Annotated in this window: 25 protein-coding genes; 12 read left to right on the forward strand and 13 right to left on the reverse strand. The window is 54.8% G+C overall.

The window, feature by feature from the left end:
* Window positions 1-312: 312 nt before the first annotated feature.
* The 10 genes from G5154_RS03535 to G5154_RS03580 all read right to left on the reverse strand — a co-directional run bounded on the left by G5154_RS03535 (window position 313) and on the right by G5154_RS03580 (window position 10,315).
* A complete protein-coding gene (locus tag G5154_RS03535; RefSeq protein ID WP_421250351.1) occupies window positions 313-2,577 on the reverse strand; it encodes a DUF927 domain-containing protein in 2,265 nt (754 codons plus the stop codon).
* A 123-nt stretch (window positions 2,578-2,700) separates the two neighbouring features.
* Window positions 2,701-2,961 (reverse strand): hypothetical protein, encoded by a 261-nt coding sequence (locus G5154_RS03540; protein WP_421250352.1) that lies wholly within the window; start codon window positions 2,959-2,961, stop codon window positions 2,701-2,703.
* Window positions 2,962-3,112: 151 nt separating this feature from the next.
* Window positions 3,113-3,652, reverse strand: a complete 540-nt coding sequence (locus G5154_RS03545; protein ID WP_421250353.1) for an ash family protein — start codon at window positions 3,650-3,652, stop codon at window positions 3,113-3,115.
* A gap of 14 nt (window positions 3,653-3,666) precedes the next feature.
* On the reverse strand, window positions 3,667-4,080 hold the full coding sequence (locus G5154_RS03550) for a hypothetical protein (RefSeq protein ID WP_421250354.1): 414 nt from the start codon (window positions 4,078-4,080) through the stop codon (window positions 3,667-3,669).
* 10 nt (window positions 4,081-4,090) lie between these two features.
* Window positions 4,091-4,300, reverse strand: a complete 210-nt coding sequence (locus G5154_RS03555) for a helix-turn-helix transcriptional regulator (protein WP_016351246.1) — start codon at window positions 4,298-4,300, stop codon at window positions 4,091-4,093.
* A 242-nt stretch (window positions 4,301-4,542) separates the two neighbouring features.
* Window positions 4,543-5,751, reverse strand: a complete 1,209-nt coding sequence (locus tag G5154_RS03560) for a tyrosine-type recombinase/integrase (protein ID WP_158111200.1) — start codon at window positions 5,749-5,751, stop codon at window positions 4,543-4,545.
* A 432-nt stretch (window positions 5,752-6,183) separates the two neighbouring features.
* Window positions 6,184-6,546 carry a DUF7079 family protein gene (locus G5154_RS03565; protein WP_421263861.1) on the reverse strand — a complete coding sequence of 121 codons (363 nt, stop codon included), beginning with the start codon at window positions 6,544-6,546 and terminating at the stop codon, window positions 6,184-6,186.
* A gap of 30 nt (window positions 6,547-6,576) precedes the next feature.
* Window positions 6,577-7,632 carry a phage integrase gene (locus tag G5154_RS03570; protein ID WP_421263862.1) on the reverse strand — a complete coding sequence of 352 codons (1,056 nt, stop codon included), beginning with the start codon at window positions 7,630-7,632 and terminating at the stop codon, window positions 6,577-6,579.
* A 250-nt stretch (window positions 7,633-7,882) separates the two neighbouring features.
* Window positions 7,883-9,565 carry a DUF262 domain-containing protein gene (locus tag G5154_RS03575; protein WP_421263863.1) on the reverse strand — a complete coding sequence of 561 codons (1,683 nt, stop codon included), beginning with the start codon at window positions 9,563-9,565 and terminating at the stop codon, window positions 7,883-7,885.
* 51 nt (window positions 9,566-9,616) lie between these two features.
* The gene (locus G5154_RS03580) at window positions 9,617-10,315 is read right to left on the reverse strand and encodes a LexA family protein (RefSeq protein WP_421226825.1); all 699 of its coding nucleotides are present in this window, start codon (window positions 10,313-10,315) and stop codon (window positions 9,617-9,619) included.
* 118 nt (window positions 10,316-10,433) lie between these two features.
* On the opposite strand from G5154_RS03580, the gene G5154_RS03585 reads away from it, so the two are divergent.
* From G5154_RS03585 to G5154_RS03640, 12 genes are all read left to right on the forward strand, one after another.
* Entirely contained in the window at window positions 10,434-10,622 is a 189-nt protein-coding gene (locus G5154_RS03585) for a Cro/CI family transcriptional regulator (RefSeq protein WP_041915415.1), read from the forward strand.
* Window positions 10,623-10,643: 21 nt separating this feature from the next.
* The gene (locus tag G5154_RS03590) at window positions 10,644-10,913 is read left to right on the forward strand and encodes a hypothetical protein (protein WP_058056134.1); all 270 of its coding nucleotides are present in this window, start codon (window positions 10,644-10,646) and stop codon (window positions 10,911-10,913) included.
* Window positions 10,906-11,415 (forward strand): phage regulatory CII family protein, encoded by a 510-nt coding sequence (locus G5154_RS03595; protein WP_421263864.1) that lies wholly within the window; start codon window positions 10,906-10,908, stop codon window positions 11,413-11,415. Before G5154_RS03590 ends, G5154_RS03595 begins: the two co-directional genes overlap by 8 nt.
* A gap of 10 nt (window positions 11,416-11,425) precedes the next feature.
* Window positions 11,426-11,884 (forward strand): hypothetical protein, encoded by a 459-nt coding sequence (locus G5154_RS03600; RefSeq protein ID WP_065402397.1) that lies wholly within the window; start codon window positions 11,426-11,428, stop codon window positions 11,882-11,884.
* Between the two features lie 65 nt (window positions 11,885-11,949).
* Window positions 11,950-12,138 carry a hypothetical protein gene (locus G5154_RS03605; RefSeq protein WP_041204794.1) on the forward strand — a complete coding sequence of 63 codons (189 nt, stop codon included), beginning with the start codon at window positions 11,950-11,952 and terminating at the stop codon, window positions 12,136-12,138.
* A 2-nt stretch (window positions 12,139-12,140) separates the two neighbouring features.
* Entirely contained in the window at window positions 12,141-12,401 is a 261-nt protein-coding gene (locus G5154_RS03610; protein ID WP_024943315.1) for a helix-turn-helix domain-containing protein, read from the forward strand.
* Complete coding sequence (locus G5154_RS03615; RefSeq protein WP_245094326.1) at window positions 12,398-12,595, forward strand: hypothetical protein; 198 nt, start codon at window positions 12,398-12,400, stop codon at window positions 12,593-12,595. Before G5154_RS03610 ends, G5154_RS03615 begins: the two co-directional genes overlap by 4 nt.
* Window positions 12,592-13,041, forward strand: a complete 450-nt coding sequence (locus tag G5154_RS03620) for a hypothetical protein (protein WP_245094329.1) — start codon at window positions 12,592-12,594, stop codon at window positions 13,039-13,041. The genes G5154_RS03615 and G5154_RS03620 overlap by 4 nt, the downstream gene beginning before the upstream one ends.
* Complete coding sequence (locus G5154_RS03625; protein WP_421263865.1) at window positions 13,038-13,283, forward strand: hypothetical protein; 246 nt, start codon at window positions 13,038-13,040, stop codon at window positions 13,281-13,283. Before G5154_RS03620 ends, G5154_RS03625 begins: the two co-directional genes overlap by 4 nt.
* Window positions 13,284-13,286: 3 nt before the next feature.
* Window positions 13,287-15,554, forward strand: coding sequence for a replication endonuclease (locus tag G5154_RS03630; RefSeq protein ID WP_421263866.1), 2,268 nt, complete (start codon window positions 13,287-13,289; stop codon window positions 15,552-15,554).
* 184 nt (window positions 15,555-15,738) lie between these two features.
* On the forward strand, window positions 15,739-16,791 hold the full coding sequence (locus G5154_RS03635; RefSeq protein WP_421263867.1) for a PAAR domain-containing protein: 1,053 nt from the start codon (window positions 15,739-15,741) through the stop codon (window positions 16,789-16,791).
* A 1,224-nt stretch (window positions 16,792-18,015) separates the two neighbouring features.
* Window positions 18,016-18,387 (forward strand): DUF6232 family protein, encoded by a 372-nt coding sequence (locus G5154_RS03640; protein WP_421263868.1) that lies wholly within the window; start codon window positions 18,016-18,018, stop codon window positions 18,385-18,387.
* A gap of 7 nt (window positions 18,388-18,394) precedes the next feature.
* Here the strand turns inward: G5154_RS03640 and G5154_RS03645 are convergent, their stop codons facing one another.
* The 3 genes from G5154_RS03645 to G5154_RS03655 are packed head-to-tail and all read right to left on the reverse strand — an operon-like array spanning window position 18,395 to window position 21,526.
* A complete protein-coding gene (locus G5154_RS03645) occupies window positions 18,395-18,646 on the reverse strand; it encodes an ogr/Delta-like zinc finger family protein (protein WP_421263869.1) in 252 nt (83 codons plus the stop codon).
* Window positions 18,647-18,704: 58 nt separating this feature from the next.
* The gene (locus tag G5154_RS03650) at window positions 18,705-19,718 is read right to left on the reverse strand and encodes a phage portal protein (RefSeq protein ID WP_411623701.1); all 1,014 of its coding nucleotides are present in this window, start codon (window positions 19,716-19,718) and stop codon (window positions 18,705-18,707) included.
* Entirely contained in the window at window positions 19,715-21,526 is a 1,812-nt protein-coding gene (locus tag G5154_RS03655; protein WP_421263870.1) for a terminase large subunit domain-containing protein, read from the reverse strand. Before G5154_RS03655 ends, G5154_RS03650 begins: the two co-directional genes overlap by 4 nt.
* Between the last annotated feature and the right edge of the window lie 106 nt (window positions 21,527-21,632).

The raw sequence follows: 21,632 nt of genomic DNA on the forward strand, positions 1-21,632 counted from the left end.
AACTCCCTTATAGACCGCGCCATTGCTAGGTTTGTCGTGTAGCCACTACTCAAAAAAGTGGTGGCTACAGGTGGCTACACACCTTTTACTTGGTGGCTACAGCCCCTTTTTGTAGCCACTGTAGCCATTGTGTAGCCACTAAAAATAAGCCTAGTGGCTACACCTCTATCCCTTGATACATAAGGCACACAGCGGTGTTTTGTTGTGGTGTAGCCACTGTAGCCACCATTTTTGCTTGTTCTTTCACGCGCGCGCACGAGGCCGAAATGGAAAGGACCACACTAGGTGGCCCTTGGCTCCGGCTAACTGGGGTTAATCATCCTCTAAGCCATCTCCTTCATCACCCAGTACTTTCTCTCCCAGCACATAGACCCTCATTCCCTTCCCCATACCCGGCAATCTGACCTGTCGCTGTAACCGCTTCTTGTCTTTGCCAGTGAGAAGATAGCCGGCCTCAAGGCACAAGATGGCCGCTCGTTTGGGGTCTCTCCCTTTAGTGATCTCAAGCCAGCCTTGGGGCAGCACAAAGAAGCTCACGCAATCCGACTCCACCTTGCGGTAGCCCACCATATTGGCTGGCCGGTGGTTGGCGTCGAACCAGTCAGCAAAACGTGTGAACTGGTGGGCAAAGACAAAACCACGTACCTGCATCAGGGTGGCTGCGTCCTCCTGATTTCCCAGGTGCCCACGTTCTGCCAGCCAAGCCTTGAGGCAGACCCTCACCGCCCTGATGGCTTCTCCCTCTGGCCAGCCGGTCACACCCAATCTGGTAGCCAGCTCCCCGGCCGCAGCTACCAACGCAAACCGGTTGATGGCTCGCCCTACTTGATTACCCGCCCCCTTGGGTGTCAGCTCGGCAGCCAATTGCTTAATCTCAGCCCTCAACCGCTCACTGTGTTCATCTATCGCCAAGGTCAGGGCTTGCGCATAAGTGCGAAAGGCAATGCCATGATGCTCTTCTGAGTTGGTTTTGAGGGTATCGGCAAAACTGCGGCCGCCATCCATGCCATGAAGCCACTCAAAGGCGCCATGGTGCCCGGTATCACTGGGGATCTGGATAGTCCGCACCTCCATTCCGGCCTGGGTACTCTTCCCAGCACTGGCGGCATGGTCCTCAAGGCTCAGCTCACCGGTGGAGAGGAATAGCAACCGCCAGGCTTTCCGCTCTCTCAGCTCGCCATCCTGTTTACTGCGGCCCTTCCCTTGGCCGTTGGCCAGCATGTAGGCAGTCTGACCAGCCTCCCGCCCGTCCAGCTCGCCCAGTTCATCCAGACAGAGCAGGGCATCATTGCGCCGGCTGGCGATCCCCTCGATGGCGTTGCCGGTAGCCCGCCAGGTTTGGGCATAGCGGTCCGGGTGACCATAGACACTGGCGGCCGCCTTCATCACGGTGGTTTTGCCGTCGGTACTCTCCCCCTTGAGGTGAAAGCCTCCGCCCTCCATGCCGACCAAGGAGAGCAGAGGGGCCGCAAAGGCCAGGGACAGCGCAAAGCAGAGCCGAGAGTTGCCCACGGCCAGCCCTGCGACCCCCTGTTGCCAGCCGGCCAGGGTACCGTGCTCAGTAAAGTCGCTGCTGGTGTAGCCGGCAGTCTGCAGAATGACCCGCTCGGCATCCGGCCCGATAGCGCCCCCTGGCAGCACATAAGCCTTACCATGCCATCCTGTGCGTTCGACACAGGTGATACGCCGCTTTGGTTGGCAGCTCATCAGGTAGGCCGCCAGCCTGCGTTTATGGCTGAGCTCGATAAAGGGCAGCCCCGCATCCAGTAGTGCGGCAAACACCTCTTCACCATTGCGCGGGACCAGGGAGCGCACAGGCATGGCCCACTGGCGCACGCGCCCGGCACTGTCTCGCCACTCTAGCAAGCGGCCATAGCCTCGGCCTTGCTCATCGGAGGTCTCAGCCAACACGTGGATTGGGCTGGCTATTGGGAGCCACTCTTGCCGGGCATCCTCCCCTCTACCGACCGTCGTCAGGGCACACAAACGCGAGCCTCTCACCTCAAATCCAGCCGGTAATGCTTGCCCCTCCTCTGGCTCACCTTTCACCAGATGAAGTGGGGCCACATTAACCATCCAGGGCGCTTCATCGGTGTTTGGGGTCACCTCCAATGTCTGTTCGAAAGCAACGATATCCACCAGCGGCCAAGGCTCAGCATTCTGCCCTTGGTAGCCACGATAGATCTCAGCCCTCGGAGCTTGCTCACGTAGAGCCATGATCAATCGTTTGGCTTTCTTAGAGTGCAGATTGCCATGCTGGTGAACGATGACCCGCTTGGTGGCATCACGATCTGCCATTTTGTAAAGCTTGCCCCCTTCGTCTAGTTGGGCCGGCCCCACGTACAGCACTTGCTCCGGTTCGAGCTCCGGGTCAATCGGGTTGTCTGCTGCTATCGCGTCATTGTGAGCACGCTGCAGGGTCGCCCTGATACCTGCATCCCTGCTGGCTTGTTCACCGGTGTGGATCACGACAACCTGCAGGTCATCCAGATCTGCAAACTTGAGGAAGGCACCGGTCCGGGATGGAGGGCTACTACGATCCCCGGAACCAACTGTTCTTTGGAATACCGTTGTCATTGCATCGCCCTCCGCTTGCTCTCCTTGGTCAGCCGCTTGAAGAGTTCTCGTAGCACCGCGGGTCGAAGTGGATGACGCGATAATTCGCACCACATGCGGCGATTTAGGGTATTGAGCAGTCGCTTACTCATGGCCTGTCCCTCCCAGCAAAACGGTAACCAGCTCCTTGAACGCCCGCTCATCCAAGCCGGCTTTCAGCTCCCGAGCCTCCTTCGCGGTGATAGCCACCGCAGCGCCCTGGGTCTGGGCAATAAAACGATCACGGTCATTTCGGCAAAGGAAAGCACTCAGGGTGCCCCGCTGTGTACGCTTCCCTGTTCTGGGATTAGGTGGACCAATAAAGGTCGGTGGATTCGTGCCATTGGCCCATGCGAAGTAAGTCATGACAACCTCCTTTGGCAGATAGCTGCCTCGCTACGCAAGGCATCAAGCAGAAACAGAAACTGTGTTCGCTCCTGGATGCTGAGGTCGGTTTGTTCTAGCAGCGCCTCAAACTGGTCGAGCAAGGCGTAAAGAGGGAGTGGATAAATGAGGTTCATACGATGAGCCCCCCATCAGGTGGGGTAACCCGGTAGGTGGTCATGCAACAGGGAGGGGGAGTGCAAAGGCGCCAAAGTGCGGCCGAGTGACACGGATGAACAATCAGGGATCTGAGTCGGCTAGATAAAGCCTGGGTGGGGACAGTAGCCATAGTGGCAGCCTCCATATTGGTCAGATTTTCTCTGCCACCAGAAGACGCCAATCTAAGTATGGTGGCAGCCCGGACAAGGTTGGCGTAACTGGTCAATATGGAACCCAGCGCCTCTTGCGAGGCCCTCGCCCGAACCGCCATAACACAGCTGAAGCTGCCAAGCGCATATAGCAAAGCAGCCCCAAGAGATGAGGGTCGAGTACCGACAAAAAACCACGCAAGAGCGTGGGTCGGCTCCATATTAATTCCCGAGACGCCAATCTCGGCAACGGATTTTGCCGTTGCAGGGCGAATCGTACCCTCTTGAACATTGAGGAACAAGCCCACCTCTTGGGATTTGGGCAACGCTTCGCCCTGGGCAGTGAGCCCATATTGTTTTTTCATGGCATACCTCGGAATTAAGCTGCAGGAGGGAGGTGGTTGGACACAGGTGTACGAGCACACAGAATGGCTGCGTAGTCATCGTCCAAAGGGGTTGCTTGCCTCTGGTATCGCCAGTGGTTGACCAGGGCCACCAGCTTATAGGCTTGATCTCGGTCGGCTAGCCAATAGCGCTTGAAGCGGGTGGTCCCGCCGCCGCAGTGCTGGTGTTCGAAAAACGCATCTGTGATGTCTATCCCGTGGTTTCGACGGAGCAGGCCAATGCTATTGCGCAAGTTGAGATCATGGAGTCCAGCCAGACCAGACAAGGCGCTGACACCCTGAGCTCCCTGTTCCAGCAGGTGGAGAGCAACCAATTCGTACTTGGTGATATGCTGACCCTGTTCAAGCTGGGTCGTACCATTCATGATGCGGCCTTTTTCTTTTTGCATCTTCCCCTCCTTAGGCAGCTTTGCCTTGAGCATTGATCCACTCATGAACATCTTCACAGCGCCAGGCAGTGACTCGCGCACCCAACTTGATTGGCTTAGGGAATTTTCCTTCACCAACCATCCTCCACAACGTGGACTTGCTGAACGGCAATGGACCCACCTTGCTGGCCGTCGTTACCAGTTGTGCCTCTCGAATAAACCCTGTTTCTGGAATTTTCATGTGTGCTCTCCTGAAATGAAAAAGCCCAACACAGTGGTCGGGCTTAAGGGGGGTAAACAGTTATCGATAATGAATGGGGTCAGTTTTGGTTTCGTCTCCTCCAATGCAAAAACCCGGCACGATGGCCGGGTTTGGATATGAAAAAGGCCCAATCTCGAGAGAATGGGCCATGATGGGGAAATCGTAACGCTGGTGTGATAACGAGTCAAGCAGTCGCGTAACGTGTCACATCCTCCTACTACCTACCCTACTCTATTGAAGTTCACAGGACGAACATTGCTGCCCTGTTGTGACTCATAGAAATCAGCCAGCCACTGCAATAGCTTACGGCGGTCATCAAGGTACTCAGCCCGGTGATAGGCCGCCCGAACCTTGTTACGCTCAGCATGGGCAAGCTGGCGTTCGATCACATCAGGGTCAAAGCCCTCCTCATTGAGGATGGTGGATGCCAAGGCCCTAAAACCGTGTGGTGTGGCAATTCCTTTGTAACCCATTCGTCCCATAGCATAACTCAGAGTGTTTTCGCTGATGGGATTGGTCAACTTCCGTTCACTCGGGAACAACAGCTCACAATGTCCTGATATCTGACGTAACTCCTCAAGCACAGCAAGAGCCTGACGGGAAAGAGGTACGATATGAGGTACCCGCATCTTCATACGTTCAGCAGGGATCCGCCATTCTGCTCGCGCCAAGTCGAACTCATCCCAGCGAGCAAAGCGCACCTCACCAGGGCGAGTCATCGTCAACATCAATAGGTGGATAGCTAGACGGGTTGCAGGGTTCAGTGGCTCAGCAGCCAAGCGCCGGTAAAACTCCGGTAAGTCAGCACGTGGAAGTGCTGGACGGTGTTCTTGCTTGGTAGCCCTTAGCGCTCCTTTCAGGTCTTGGGCTGGGTTGTAGCTGACCCGCCCAGTCTGGATGGCGTACCGCATGACGGAACTGATCCGTTGCAGCACCCGCCCAGCAGTTTCTGTAGCTCCCCTAGCCTCTATCTTGCGCAGAGCATCCAACATGATCGGCGCTGTTAGCTCTGCTACCGGAACTAGCCCAAGATCAGGAAAAGCATCAGCTTCCAAAGACTCTATAACCCGCTGGGCATGGATTGGACTCCAGCGAGCTAGCTGACTCTGGTGCCACTCCCTAGCAATGACCTCAAAGCTGTTCTCGCTGGCAAGCCGGCTGGCCACCTTGCTCTGCTTTCGGGCAAGACTTGGATCGATGCCATCAGCCAGCAGCCTTCGTGCTTCCTCTCTCTTAACCCTTGCTTCTTTCAAGGAGACCTCTGGATAGACACCTAGCGCCAGAACCTTCTCCTTTCCACCAAAGCGGAACTTGAGGCGCCAGTACTTCCCCGATGAAGTTATAAGTAAAAAGAGTCCCTTTTCATCAGACAGCTTCTGCTGCTTACCAGTGAACTTGGCTTGTCGAGCTGCGGTATCAGATAGCGGCATGGGGGTATCTCCCGATTCAATTGGGGGTACATGACAGACGCTGGGGTTATAAGCCTCCACCTCACAGGCCAGGAATGGCGTGGGATTGCGGGCATGTGGGGGTACTTTTTATCCCAGTGGGAACATGTACCCCCAAAAGTACCCCCAAACTCGGGGGGATGTCATGAGGCCTTATGATACGACGAGAGACAACAAAAAACCCGCAAAGCCTTTAGCTATGCGGGTTTATGGTATGTCTTGATACTGTATGAAACTATAGTTTGGTGCCCGAGGCCGGAATCGAACCGGCACGACGCGAACGTCGAGGGATTTTAAATCTGATTCAGCCCCATGAGAAAACAAGCACTTACATAAAAATCAAAGAGTTAGTGAACCAATGACAGCTAAAAATGACCACCCATTTAAAATTTTGTCGCCACTCTGTCGCCACTTTCAACCCCCACCGGCCAGCATTCTCTGCAGCTTTCCCCACTCCTCGGCATACTCCCGACGCAGATAAAACTGCCGCAAGTTGATGGTGGTTTTCTTAAGAAGACCTGCCTCGGATTCTTCTTTCAGCAGGGTCTGGATATCAAGCCAAAGCCGATCCCTTTCAAAGCCGCTCCAAATCTCAGGGACAGGGGTCAACATGTTGGTGTAACAGACAGGGGCAACCCATTCGAATAACGCTTTTTCCACATGCTCTATGGGAAATGCCTTGGCTACTTTGGCTATGTAGCGATAGTCCACTTCGTTATCCACGAAAAACCCTGAGAGGGCTTCACACAACTCGATATCAGACCTAGTTCCCTTCATCAGAACCCCTCAGCCTCAACCCCACCCGAATTATTCTAAACCACAAACAGAAAGAGGATTTAGACGAATAGCATCCTCCAAGTGATCAGGGGCAAAGTGTGCATACCGCATGGTCATGGCGATGGTAGAGTGGCCCAGGATCTTCTGCAGTACCAGGATGTTACCGCCATTCATCATAAAGTGGCTGGCGAAGGTGTGGCGCAGAACGTGAGTATTCTGCCCGGGTGGCAGTTCCAACCCTGCCCGTTCGACCACCATTTCGAAAGCGCGATAGCAGTCACCGAACAGGCGGCCACGCTTTCTGGGCAACTGGGCATAGAGCTCGGGGCTGATGGGTACGCTGCGGCTTTTCTTGCTCTTGGTACGGGTGAAAGTGATGCGATTGGGGGATACCTGGGACTGGGTCAGCTCCTCCACCTCAGACCAACGGGCACCGGTGGCCAGGCACAGCTTCACCACCAACAACAGGTCGGGGTTTGGGCTCTCGGCACAGGCGGCCAGCAGGCGCTTGAGTTCGTCGGGATAGAGGAAGGCCAGCTCGGCCTCGGCCACCTTGTAGGCTCGCAAACCATCAAGGGGGTTTTCTCCCTGCCACTCCCCTAGCCTTTTCAGTTCATTGAAGACCGCACGCAGGTAGGCATGTTCGCGGTTAACGGTATTGGGAGTGACGCCCTGCTTCTCCTGGTTGATGGCGCGTCGGTCGGTAATATCGCCTGAGAGGCGAGCTTCACGGTAGGCGGCAAAGTCACGGGCGGAAAAATTGACCGCCAGCGGATCTCCCAGGGAATGGCAAACGGTCAGCAGCTTGGACTTACGAGCCTCACCATCGCGCAGGCTCTGGCCATGGCGACCAAACCAGAGTTCGACCAGATCGGAGATATGCCGGCCATCGGTTGGTTCCCCCTGCCCTTCTCGCCAAGGCTTGCCCTTGTCTGGGTCCAGTACAAAGCGTTCGAACGCCAGTGCCTCACCCTTCGTAGCGAACTGTTTGCGGATCCGGGGGGCGTTGGGGTTTTCCTTACTTGGTCGCCCTTCTGGGTAAATCTCGGCCAACCACTTGCCGGATGTCTGTTTTCTTACTGCCATACGCCCTCCGCCAAAAATACTGTAATTATATACAGCAAAGCTGCATGGTTAACAGTATTTAAGTGGAGGAATGATATACATTGCACAGGGCTAGTAACTTATATAAAGTGAAGTCTAATCCATCCAAATCAAATTATATATTGACAACAATGCAAACTGATAATTATTTCATTGCGCTTTACCTGAAAAAATTCAGTTGAAAATGCCCCTACTATGTAAATACATACTCGGGGCCAAAACAAATCAAAATCTAATCAACTCGCCATACCTTAGTCGCAACTTCAGACATCCACTTTTGTAAATCATTAACATTATCTTGGTTCCACTCATTATAAAGAGAGACCTTATTGGCAATTTTAAATTTGGATTCTGCATATGCTTTCTTTTTTTCTAAAAAACTGGCTCTTTTTAAATTATCTTTGTCCAGAAGTAACATATTACCAAGGCGATCTTTGACATCACTTACTCCTTCACCAAAGCTATCAACCCATATCTGTTCAGGATGATAGGGGCATATATGCTCTAATGTTAACTTATCATAATCACACTTATTTCCAAGATACCCTTCAATTTCAGCAAGTAAATATCTTATTTTTCTGGCTGTCTGGCGACTGGGCATTTTATGAAACTCAAACGAATTAAAAAACGTATTATCATTTGGATAAAGCCTATGAAATTCATCTGAATTTTTTACATTGCTCGCTCTTTTGTATGTACCATTTGATACATTAATCGCTATTAAATTATATACTGATTCCTGTTCACTCGGAGATAAATGGCATATTACATTATATCTGATAGACATAACGTAAAGATATTTTACCACTTTAACAAATTCAGAAGGAGTAAACATCTTAAATGCAGGTAAAAGTACAGCTAGAGGCTGCTTGATATTAAATAATCTTATACCTGACAAGTACTCTCTAGCATCTCTATACAATGGGTCTTGATCAGCCCACCAAGAATCATTGGGGTTTATTAGCGATGAGTATATTGGTGCATACTCGATTAATGATTTTAGATACTTGTATGCCTCTTCTGGTGTTTGAACAACCTTTCTCATTGCAGAATATAGTTCATTTTTGGTAACCATTTTACGCTGAGAATTATAATGATACCGAACATAGTCAGAAACGTTATTTTCTCCTACATCAGAAATCATTTCAGACCATTGCTCATCTAACTCATCCAGTTCTTCATCATCAATGCTTTCATCTTTTGTAACAATGGAGAACAAATAGTTTTTAAGTAAATCTGGTGTTGATAACTGAACACCGCGGGCGTTTAATGTCTCAAATACCTTATATGCATTAAGATCATCCTGAACAATGATTTTTGTAAAAACCATTGATGATGAAAAATTCACAATAAACTGAGCAACTTCAGCACCGGTTTTTCCAAAGTCTTTTTTACAGAAATAGGTAAAGCATTTTCTAATTAGTTTGTTTGTCGAAGTTATCCCTCTGCTATTTGGGATCGCCAAATCACCACATATCTTCTGGAAAAACCTATTATTGTTTCTATTCAATTCCAGCTTACTTGTAAGCTTTAGTGAAACGAGGTTTTTATTACCAACAAACTTTTTAGTTATTTCTGAAAGACGTTCTTCATTTTCAAGCTTATCCTCGCCTTTATCTATCATATCTTTGATTGCTTTCATTGCTGCCAAAACAATGATAGATAAAGTAACTAACCTTTGCTGACCATCAATTATTTCATATTGATATTGTTCTTTCTGTTGCAGAACAATATAACCCATATAATGGAAGCCTTCATCATCAAGAACAGCTATATCGTTCCAAAGGTCTTCCCATTGCTCAATATCCCATGCGTAATCACGCTGAAACCTTGGAACTAGATATTTACTTGACCCGCCTATTAACTCATTAAAATTTTCATTTTTCGGTTCCATTAAGAGAAATTGCTTAGCCACAAATACCTCCCCCGTATAAGTGATATATAAACACTCCGCTATTAGCCAAGTCTAACGTCCAATATGTTTTTTTCTAAAGATACGGTGTTCTACCATCACACCGATGATCTGGATGTGTTGCCGATCGGAGTGCATGGTGGGGTAATCATCGTTGAGGGGGACCAGTTCAAACACCTCTTGGCCGTTCTCGTCGATGCCGCGGGGTCGGTACTTTTTGAAAGTTGCCTCGTTGCTGCCATTCTTGGCGACGACGTAATCCCCTGGTTGCGGAGCTTCGTCGGGATCAACGATGATCAGATCCCCCTCTTTGAACTGCGGCAACATGGAGTCACCACGCAACCAAAGACCAAAGCCAAAGGGGCCGATCTCACCGCTTGCAGATACGAACTCAACATTGCCATCGAAGGTAGTGGCCTGCTCACACATCTCGCGCCAGTTGCCCGCTTGGACATAGCTTAGTATCGGGATCCGTTTGCCAGGCAGCATTACCGCCGGTTCGACGTTGTGATAACCAGGAATAGGCTGTTCTTCAGCTAGCTCAGGTGTATCCCCACTCCCTGTCAAAAGCCAGTCAACAGTTACCCCCAGCGCTTCGGCCAAATCGTTCAGATAACGGCCTTTAGGCTGGTTCAGGCCAGATTCCCACTTACTGATTGAAACGCGGGTAATCCCGATTCGCTTAGCAAGTTCGTCTTGGCTCATTTTCTGCGCGCGTCTGCGTGCAGATATCCGGTCATTGATAGTTTCCATAAACCTAAGTTACCACCCTGTACCGTAACTAAAGCAACGAAACCGCTTGATCTCAAATCGACCCTTAAGTTACATTCACCTCATCCCGACACTTATGGAACGGAAAGAGAGGTGAGTAATGCAAAAATCTGAAGTGATAGAGCACTTCGGCACGGTAACAGCAACCGCGAAAGCACTGGGAATTTCACATGTAGCTGTCAGCAAGTGGGCTGAAAAAATCCCGAAGGGCCGAGCCTACCAAATCGAAGTACTGACTGGCGGCAAATTGAAAGCCGAACAGACTCAAACTGCGCAAGGAAGCGCGTAACTTAAGCAACAGGAGGCACTCATGATCATAGCCCCTATCCACATAGACACCCCGGTTTGCACGGTCGAGAGCTTCTCCGAACGGACCGGTTTGACCCAGCGCACGATCGAGAACTACGTGCGTGCCGGGCGCATTCCCATCATGCCCAAACAAGGCCGCGCGGAAAAAGTGCTGATCAACTTAGTGCTCTACACCCAGCAAGCCATGAATCAGCCGGGCCTGGCACCTGCAACGGCGCCAGTGCGTCGTCCCAGAGTGTCGCGCAAGCAGAGGGATGAAAGCCATGTTTGAGCAAACTTGCAGCAAACATAATCACTTTGACTCTGCATGCTCGCGCTTTGCCGCCAGCCATTCTTTGGCCGAAGTGGCCCGCGCTGCAGGTATCGGTGAGCAGGTACTGCGCAACAAGCTGAACCCGGCACAACCGCATCAACTCACCGCTCGGGAACTGGTAGCTATTTATCACGCCACCGAGGGGGACGAGACCCTGTTCGATGGTCTGTTGTTGGAGTGTGGCCTCACTGCAGTGGCTATTCCCAAGGCTGATCGAGCCCCTTCCCTACCCCACCAGGCCATCGATCTGAACGCCAAGATCGCCAGCATTGGCCAGCGAGCACTGGAGCTGACCGACCGCGGCAGGATCACCCGCTCTGAGCGCAACACCCTTGTGAGTGTGGCCACTTCGGCCATGGGGTCACTCGCCATCCTGATCCACGACATTGAGGCCCGCTTTCAAGCGGTCCCGACCCTGGCCTGTGCGTCAGACATCCTGATGCAAACCATGACCATGTAAGGGGGAACCCATGCAAACCCAACGCATTGACCATCAACAACGCAATCTGGCTGGCCTGACGCCAGAAGAACAGGTGGCCATGAACACCGCCGGCTGCATGTTGCTGCGCGAGATGTTCGGCAAGAAGCGCTCGAGCCTCGACACCGACTGGCTGGCACTGGGCCAGGCCAAGAAAGCCGCTATCTGTGCCATCGCCCGCCAGCCTCGGGGCGAACTGATGAGCGCCACGCTGTCGGCATTGCCGCATGCGCAGCGCGAGGCAATCCGCCTTGCGGTGATTGCACTGGAGTACCAAAGCGAATTTCGCGGCGGCTGTGACACCAAGGTGTGGCACCCGGCTCCGGTCACCAGATCTATCAGGGATATCGAGAGGGAGAAGAAAGAGAGAGCAGCAAAGCTGCGCATGAAACGCGCAGTACTGGCAGCAAGCCAGATGACCGGGCAAGGCCCACGTCCTATTGGGCAATAAAAAAGCCCGCATTACGGAGGTGCAACTCCAAGCGGGCCTTATCAACAACGTATGAGGAAGTCGACATGGCAACTTTAGCGATCCCCTGCGCCCTGCGCAACCTTCGCATCCAACAACGCAAGCTGACGGGCCGCTATGGCGCCCGTCTTAGCCAACACCCCGACGGGGTTGCGCTTATGGAGCGGTCAACCGCACTGGCTTGGGCTTCTCTGTTCAGCCGCATCAACCCCTGCACCACTCAACAAGGAGCCTGACCATGAACGCACAACCAACCCAAATCAATCTGCTCAACCACCATGCCGCCAAGCGCCTGCGCCAGTTGCGGGAACAGTTGAAGCTGAGCCGCCCCAAGTTTGCCGACCAGCTCGGCATTCCGCCCACCACGCTCAAGAACTACGAGCTGGGATACCGCGAGATCGGGGGCGGTCTGTTCTTGCTGATCGCCAACCACCCGGAGCTGAAACGCCATGTCGATTGGCTGCTGACCGGTATCGCCACGCCGGAGGTGCAGGCATGAGCAAAATCTTCCATCCCATATCCGAACAGGAGGCGCTGGCCGAGTTGCCGCGCCTGCGCCAGCGGCTCACCGCCAAAGCCCGTCACTCCTCATGCCTCAGAGGAACTGAGGGTAAAACCTTGTTAGCCCAGGCCAAGCGTGCCCTGCGCTGGCACCAGCTGTTTGTCAGCATCAACCGGAGGGCCTGCCAATGAGCGACATCATCAAGATTGCCCGCCAGGCACCCAAGGTGGTCGAAGGGCTGCTGGCCGATATGTTCGCGGCCAATGCCGAAGACAACCGCATCGCCCTGGGCGGGGTTTACTCCGGCCAGCAGTACATCCAGCTACAGCTGGTTGCGACCAGCAACCCGGCTGATCTGCTCGATGATGACGGCGATGAAGACGATGAAGAGGCGGCACTACTCCCCGCTCACAACCAGCTGACCACCCACTGGCTGGCAGCCCGCGCCGAGTTTATCGCCGCCGGTGGTGAGGCCAGAGGCGATCGGGATATCCCCCGAGAGCTGCTGGCACTCGGTGCGGTGCGCTCTGTCTATTGGCTGGCACTGGGTCAGGGCGAAACCGCGCTGGCCAAAGAGATCGGCGAGTGGTGGCAGGAGTGCGCGCCACTGCATGGGCAAGGTGAGGTGATCAAGTGACCCATCACCTGCAGCAGGAACTGACCAGCCTGATGGTTCGCTGGCAAGAGACCTATCGGGAGGACGCAGCGCGGCTGCGTCTTTATCAACGGGAGCTGGCCCATGCGCGCCGGCTACCTGCACGCCCCCGCGTCAGCATTAAGCTGTTGCTGCGCCAGTGTGCGGCCGCCCGTCGAATGAAAACCCATGCTCAGCAGCGCATCAGTGGATGCCTGTTTCGCATCAAGACGTTATCCGCTTAACGCATGACCAAGCTCACCACCCGGCTGCCGCTGTCGAGGAAAGCACAGCTGCAGCGCGTCAACACCCTTTGCAACTCTCTGCCCGGCGTCAACTTTGACGCCGTTTTCGGCGGCCCACGCGGCCAATACGATCTGCTGTGGGCTATCCAGTTGCTCGATGGCCTTTCCCCCGAGTTAACCCGCGACCTGTTCAAGCAATACGCACGACGCCGCAAGGATTGCAGCTTCACCCATTGCCGGGCGGCCAATATCTGGCTGCGTGAGCGAACCCGCTGGGTGCGCCAGCAGCTCCACTCCATCCCGGTCAACCCAAGGGAGATGCGCGATGAAGATGGCCGCAAAAAGGTTGCCCACCAATTCGCCAACCAGACCGCAGCCATTTACAAGAACATCGAACAGGACATCAAAGACGGCGCAGAGCCGGATCTGCTGCAGACCTGGGAGCTAATGCGTCAACCGGCCGATCAGTGGGGCTTTATCGGCAAGATGCCCAAGTTCAAAACCAACGAAGTGCGGGATAACTGGATCCTGAGCGTGCTGGTGCGCCTGCTCTCTGCCAAGTGGTGGGAGAAGCGCGTCAACCGCTGCTGGGATCGGCTGCAGGAGCAGATCAACATTCTGCTCGGCAAGGTACGCAAGGGCGTGTCGGCTTATGTATCGAACGCCACCATGAAGGTGGTGCGTGAACGCAAGCGGGCCATGATGCGCTGGCTGGCCGAGTCGGAAGTGGTCAACGAGCAGTATGACCTGGTCGTGTCGATGAAGGATTGCTGGGAGGCCAGCAACGCCAACCCGGTGAACCGCCGCAACGAAATGATGGTGCGTGCTCGGGGGTTCAATGACTATGCCGAGGAGCAGGGTCATGTGGGGGTCTTCTTCACCTGGACAGCCCCGAGCCGCTTTCATGCCTGGACACAAAAGCACAACGGCAAAGCGGTAGAGAACAAACGCTATCAAGGGGCCACGCCGCGGGAAACCTGCGCCTATCTGGCTAAACTCTGGAGCCGCGCCAGGGCCGCCCTCAAACGGTGGAACGCGCCCGTTTATGGATTTCGCGTTTGCGAGGCTCACCACGACGGCACCCCGCACTGGCATCTGCTGCTATTTATGCGCCCGGAAGATCGCAACCGGGTGATCGGCATCCTGCAACGCTATGCCCTGACCGATGACCATGAAGAATTGGTACGGGATATCAAGGGCGCCCCACCCTTTACCGACTTTACTCCCCGCTTCGACTGGAAAGAGATAGACCCGGCCAAGGGCGATGCCGCGGGCTATATCGCCAAATACATTGCCAAGAACATCGACGGCGCCTACCTGGACGACGACGAAGAGGCTGGCACCGCCGCCGATGAGGGCGCCCTGCATGCCGTGGCTTGGGCCAGTTGGTGGGGCATTCGCACCTTCCAGCAGATCGGCGGCGCCCCGGTCGGGGTATGGCGTGAGCTGCGCCGCATCAGCAACGCCAAGAAGAATGCCGAACTGGTTGGCCCACCCAAGCCAGTGCTGCAAGACCCACGCTTTGAGGCCGCCCGCTTTGCCGCAGATAACGGCATCTTTCGCTGCTATCTGCACGCCATGGGCGGTGCACTGGCGACCCGCGCCGAACACCCTATCAAGCTGGCCCACCTTATCGAGGAGCAGGCCAACAGCTATGGCGAAGACATCAAGCGCCTGATGGGCATTACCTCTGCTCGCCTGGGCATCAAGACCCGCCTGCAAGGGTGGGAAATTGTGCCTGCCGGTACTCATGAAGCCAGGAAAGCTGGCCAGGCTGCAGCGAGTGGGGTTGGGGTTAAGACGGGCGACAGCCCGGCACCTTGGAGCTCTGACAATAACTGTACGCTACCGGATCCTGATGCCTTCGCAGACCAGATCATGAGGGAACAATGGGGATTATCGCCCTTCTCCATCGACCGTTTGCGGGCTGGCGCCAGTGTCAGCACGGACGGTTTCACCCTTTGGCTGGAGAATGGCCAGGTGCAATCGAGCCGAACGCTACCAAGTGAACCGGATTGGCAGCCAGAAGGACTACGGCCCGCCGAACAGGACCACCCGGATGAGTACGCGGTACCGGAAGGCGATCCGGACTGGCCGATGCTGGTTGAACTGTGCGGTGAGATCTACCAAGCACAAGGCCACACCGGGGCGCACCGCTGGATCGAGATACTGCCGGAGCCCTATCAGTCACACATGTGGGCTGAACTGGAGAAGCTGGACACCCCGGAGTGGCTGCAAGAACAGGACGTCTACAGCGAGGATTGGGCCTGAACATCAAGCGGAACATCTGCCGCGAAGAGTACCGCCGCTTTCAAAGGCGATTTAGTGTGCTCCTTTCTCATATCCCTAAATTTGATGTGTCGAAAATAGACGGATACAGCTCATAACTCAACCTCACTCAGCATAAAACGTCTTCATTTGAGGTACGATGGATATCCCAGTATGGAGGAGTGATATGAGAAATGTTGCAAGGAAAGGCGATCCCACCAGCACTGGTGGCGCGATCCAAGACGGGGACAGCAGCTGGCTCAGCGAAGGCTCCCCAACCACGTATATCGGGATGATCGCGACCTGCCCTGCTTGCAAAGTCGGACAGGGCCCTATCGTCGCCGTCGGCCCCCGTTCCATCATCGGCCCGGGCGGGCCGGTCGCACTGCAGGGCGATTATGTAGCTTGCGGCTGCCCACCGATGAGCAACACCATTCAGCCCGTCCAAGGGACAACTGTCGGTGACAATCAGGGCGGCGGAACAAAAGCAAGAGCAGCAGCGGCCCCCGCCAGCACCCAATCACCCGTTGAGTTGCCCGCCAACGCTCCAGGGTTCTGGCCGCCGTACAACCCGATCACCGGCAAAAAACTTGATGTTACCTATACCCACAAAGAGCAGGTTATCGCATTCCTAACTCTGGATGAGGCCAGGGAGCTATGGAACCAGCTCAACGGCAAAGAGGTTGCTGGCAACATCAAGACAGTCAAAGACTCCGCCGAGCGCATAAAATTGGCCCATGACACCGCCAAAGGACTGGGCGGCCTTGGGGTCCTTGCATACACCAAAGTGATAAATGGTGAGCCTTACACCATCGTCAAAAACTACCAGCTTGTAAGAAAAACCATCCCAGGCAACATCTGGAAGGCCGGCAATCCGAACATATTGAGGCTGGGGATTGGGGCCAGGGCAAACACACACCTGGTTAAGATGGGGATCGTTGCCGACATTTACTTCACCGTCTCGGTGAATCTGATCCAATACTGGGCCAGCGATGAGCGCGACACTATGGCGCTATTCGGTAACATTGGGGCCGACATTACAAAGGGACTGATTGCATCTGGCATAGCGCTGGCCCTGACTGGATTTGCCATGTCCGTTTTGCCGGTCACAGTCATGGCTAGTGGGATCTACTTCGTTGCCGGCTCCATAGGTGCAGGCTGGGCGATAGACCAACTCGATGACCAGTTCAAACTCACGGAAAGACTGACCGACACGATCAGAGAGAACGTTAAGGAATGACACGCGAACCAATGCCGCTAACTTTAAGGGTTGGCGGCCTTTTCATGTTATGTACCAGCGCCTTGCTTGCATGGTCGGCTGGAAACGCTACTTGTGAACTACTGGCATTAGTCACAGGCACCCCACCAGACCCTTTGGCGACCCAGGACTGGCGAGGATGGATTGCAACCGCATTCACCGCGGCTGGTGTACCTTTCTGCCTATATCTAGGCGCCAGGCTGACACTTGGGAAGTACCGGCCAGCGCCCGACACATCAGCAAGTACCGTTCAACGTAACAGCCGCATTGTCATGGTGTGCGCTGGACTGACCATCCTTGCTGGGTTGTTTGGCTGGTGGCTCGCCAGTTCTGCAACAGAGCGTTTGGGCTGGCAATCATGCGAGGTACGCCAAGGCACATGGAAGTTCAGCAAAGGCATTCTCTCTCGTGACTGCGTAGCTCATGGACTCAAGCCCAAGGAGAAACAGCGCCATAAGCCGCCAGAGGAACGGGTCATCAGTGAGTCGGCTCATGGATTTGGCGTCCTTTTTGGCAAGCCAAACCCCGATTACACACTGCCAGGGAGGCTAGTTGATAGCCCGGACTTTAAAGTGACTCTCCCAGAGGACCGCTGGGAAAAGATGACCCTCAACCGATATGGAGAAGTTGTACCTAATGAGGGCAAGCCGAGCGAGGCGATAGGTGTAGATAAATGAGAGCTCGCTGGACTGTCACTCTCCTGGCGACAGTAGGGGTCTTGGCCATAGCCACCTTGTTTTACACCATGGCAGACCTACCGAAGGCGGAAAGACCAGGTATCACCCCCTCCAGTCATGGAGTGGGTGTCCTGTTCGGTTCGCCACAGTACCAGGTGAAAGGCGAGCTGGTAGAGGGGGGCTTTCTGGATAAGCCGCAGCAGGATGGAAAGGGGGATACAACCGCCCCCCAAGACGTGCCTGCCAACCATGAACCACTCAAAGCCCCTAGCAATGGCACCGCCAGCACACACGATTTAGAGCGAGATGGCATAAGACAATAGAAGAAGCCAAGTTCAGAGCAACATCGTTGCTGTATACCAGTTATGACCAAACGTAAAAACAGCTTTTAACCCGTAGTTTTTACATAACTCAATTGACCACCATAACTAAAATATGCAATCTAATGATTGCCAATCGCGTCTATTCGACTAGTTCAAAATTCGTTTTATAGCTGTAAACAATATTGTCACAAGTTATGGGGGAGAAAATGGAAGAAAAGATTTTTTTCAATCAGGGAAATGTCAGTGTGAGTAACAGCAGATTCATTGTAGATGGGCAAACTTACGCAATGAACAATGTTACCTCCGTAAAGTCTGGAGTTATCAAACCAAATAGACTCGGTTCAATTATTATGGGACTCATAGGCTTAGCGATGATGCTGAGTGGAAGCGGCGGAGTGTTTATAGGTGGACTTGTCCTGTTAGTAATTGCAGTGCTTTCATGGATGGGTAATAAAAAGCAATATACTGTCCTCCTACATACATCCTCAGGTGAAAACCAAGCATTAGCAAGCCCAGACGAATCCTACATTAGGACGGTTATTAACTCTCTCAATGATGCAATTGTTAGTCGTGGGTAATGCATCATTATTTTATTCCTAAATGACCAATAACCATCTGACGCGCCTCCGGGGTCAGTGAACTAATCAGGCTTAATGCTAACTGGCTGGTTGTTCGGGAAGATGGGCTCAAGGTATGACTAAACGAGAGTGTGGCCACCCAGCTGTGGCCACACTCGGCATCGGTGCACTGGCAGTAGAGATCCGAGACATCATCGCTCAGTCGGTTGGTCTTGGTAATGCGGCCCCGCTGGCCACACACTTTGCAATAAACCCGCATTACGCCCCCTTTTCTATCCAAATCAACAGCCTATCTTGCCACAGCAAACACTGTTTGTTTATACAGCTGAGCCGATATTCTCCCGAAAATCGACCCAGAGGGATCGGGGGAGTCCCGCGCTGTTGATGGCATCCTGGATAAGCTCGCACAGCGGCAGCACCTCGTTGCGGGCATAGGTCGCATCGTACTTCTCGGGATCCCCGAGCCCTCCCCCGCCATTGGTCGGAATGATGCCGGCAAGCGCCGCCGGGAAGCGGTGAGAGGTCAGTACATCTTGGGCGGTGATCCCCTTAATGGCGGCGAACTCGTCCTTGGTGGCAATATCCCCCACGGGAATCAGCTTGATGCCATCGGGCTTACCGTCCGGGATGTTCACGAACATCGAGCGGAAGTTTCCCACCCCCTTGCTGCTCGCGATCATCTCCTTCATCTCCTCCTCGGTGTCGTCGTCCATGTTCGGGTCGGTTGCGTAGAAGATGAACCCCATATGGGCACCGTTGAGGAAGTATTTGCGCCGAAACAGGGTGGCGTCCTGATTGAGCAGCGCTGACTGCAGGCCGCCCAGGTAGTCGGGCATACCGTAGATCTGCTGCTCGGGGTCGTACTGGGCCAGCCAGATGATGTCCTCCGGCCGGTAAATCAGGTTCGGCTTGCCCTGCTGCAGGTAGACAAAGCAGCCATCCTCGCGCCGGCGCAGGTAGACGCTCGAAAGCGGCAACAGCCCTACCACCTGGTTAAAGCCGTTGCGCAGTTTAAGCAGGCCCGCGTCCCCAAACTGTAGGTAGTTGTGGGCAAAGGCGGTGACCGTGGTGCGCTGGTTGGTAAAGCGCCCCGCCACCATATTGCGGCGTGCCATCAGGATGGCACCGTGGTGGGCATTGGCTCGCACCACCTTGGCCAGCCCCTTGCGCTCGATGGGCGGCTGGTAATACTCGCCATAGGGGTTGTAGAACACCCCGGTGTAATCGGTCATCCAGGCCGTGGGGTCGATGGCCTCCGGCATGCTGAACGCCACCGCGCTCTTTGCTGGGGTGGCCGCCCGGGCCGGTTGGGGTTTGTGTCGCTTGGTCATGCTGCCTTTCTCTCCTGGCTGGTTGCCCAGGTGGATTTACGTTTTCGGGTGGTATCGAGCGGCTCGTTAGCCACGGCGTGGGCGATGGCAAAAAAGACGTCGGCGTGACCGGTCACATTGTCGCGGGCTGCCCGAAACGTCATCTGGCCGCCGCCAGTGGTGCTGCGCTTGATGGCGAGGAACGCCAGCGGTATATCCCGATCTGCGCTGTCCCACTCGATGCGGTTGGCCTCGACCACGTCGATCATCTTGAGCACCAGCCGCGATTTGCTCTCGATGCTGTAGTTGATGGGGTGGCATATCCCTTTGAAGGTGGGCTTCAAGAGGTCATACACCCCGGCGCCGATGCCGGAGACATCGACCCCGAGATAGGTGACCCGAAACTTCTTGGCGATGCGCTCGATCTCCTGCGCCTGGTACTGGAAGTTGAGCCCGCGCCAGTAGTGCTTCTCCAGCACACGGAACCGCTCGCCGGCCACCATGGGCGGTGCGACCACCACCAGGGTGGCGTTATCGCGGGTGCGGCTCGGGTCGTAGCCCAGCCACACCTCGCGCCGGCCGAACGGGTCAGACCGCCCGGGCTTGTAGTCCTCCCACCGGCTGGGGTCTACCCCGGCCCGCTCCATGTCCTGGAACTTGAACACCGACAGCGCATCGTCGATAAAGCGGCACATGTAGAGCCTGTCGAACACCTCCTCCGGGTACTCGTCTTTCAGCTCCTCGATGTCGATGAGGTTACAGCCAAGGCGAATGGCATCCTCGATGGTGATGACGTAACGCCACTGCCTATCGGGGCAGACGCGGCCACCGTCGCGCAGGTCATTTTCGCCCGGGAAATCGATGGCCACCCGGCTCGGGCGTTGCCCCTTCCAGCGATCCCCGGTCCAGAACCGGTACGCTTCGTGCACCTTGCTCGACGGGGTCGAGAAGTAGGTCTTGCGCCAACGCGATTGGGTCGCCATGGCGCTGGCCACGTCGGAGAGCTTCTCGAAGTTGGGGATCCAGAAATACTCGTCGATATAGACGTTGCCAGAGCGGGACTGGGCGCTGTTGGAGTTGGTGGAGCAAAAATGCAGCTCGGCCCCGTTCGACAGGACAATGGGGTTGCCGGTCAAGGTGACGCCGAGGAAGGTCTGGGCAATCTTGCAGATGTAGGAGCGAAACACCTCGGCCTGGGCGCGGGTGGCGGACAGGAATATCTGGTTGCCGCCGGTCAGCACCGCATCTTCCAGCGCCTCGCCGGCGAAGTAGTAGGTCATGCCGATCTGGCGGGATTTGAGGATGTTGCGGGTACGCGGTAGCGTCGGGTCGTTCTTCGCCTCCCGGCAGCGCAACTGATAGCCAAATAGGGTACCCAGCCACTCGGCAAAGTCATCGGCCGTCAGGTGGCTGACCTCGTTCTTGCACTTCTTGCCGCCCTTGCGGCCACCATCCTGGCCACCCCGCCCCCGTGGGGTTCGCTGCGGGGCGGGTTCCTCTCCTACTTCACGTTGGGCCTTGATGGCCTGCTGGCGCTCGGCCCACTTGATGGCCTTCTCTTTGAGGCTGACATGGTGGCCGATAAGTCGGTCCAGTTCGTCCAGCTCAGCGCTGGTTTTCTTCTCCCGCCCGAGCAGCGACTGCACCCGGCGGGCAATGGCATCCTCCACCGCCTCTTCGGTCAGCAGATCGCGCCAACCGTACTTCTCGGCCCAAAAGTAAACCACACGGCAGGAGTTGAGCCCCAGTTCGTCCTTGATCTCCTGGGGTGTCCATCGTTTAAGGTAGAGTCCCCGCGCGGCATTGCGGATCTCTTCGGGATACGCCACGGCGCCTCCATCAGGTGAATGATGGCGCCATCATAGCCAGCCCCTCCCCTTGCTTATCTCACTGATGTTCCACGCAATTCGGATATCTGCCAGATCCGAATCGCCA

Source organism: Aeromonas sp. 600527 (genome assembly GCF_049175415.1).
In the GTDB taxonomy this organism is placed as follows: domain Bacteria; phylum Pseudomonadota; class Gammaproteobacteria; order Enterobacterales; family Aeromonadaceae; genus Aeromonas; species Aeromonas veronii_A.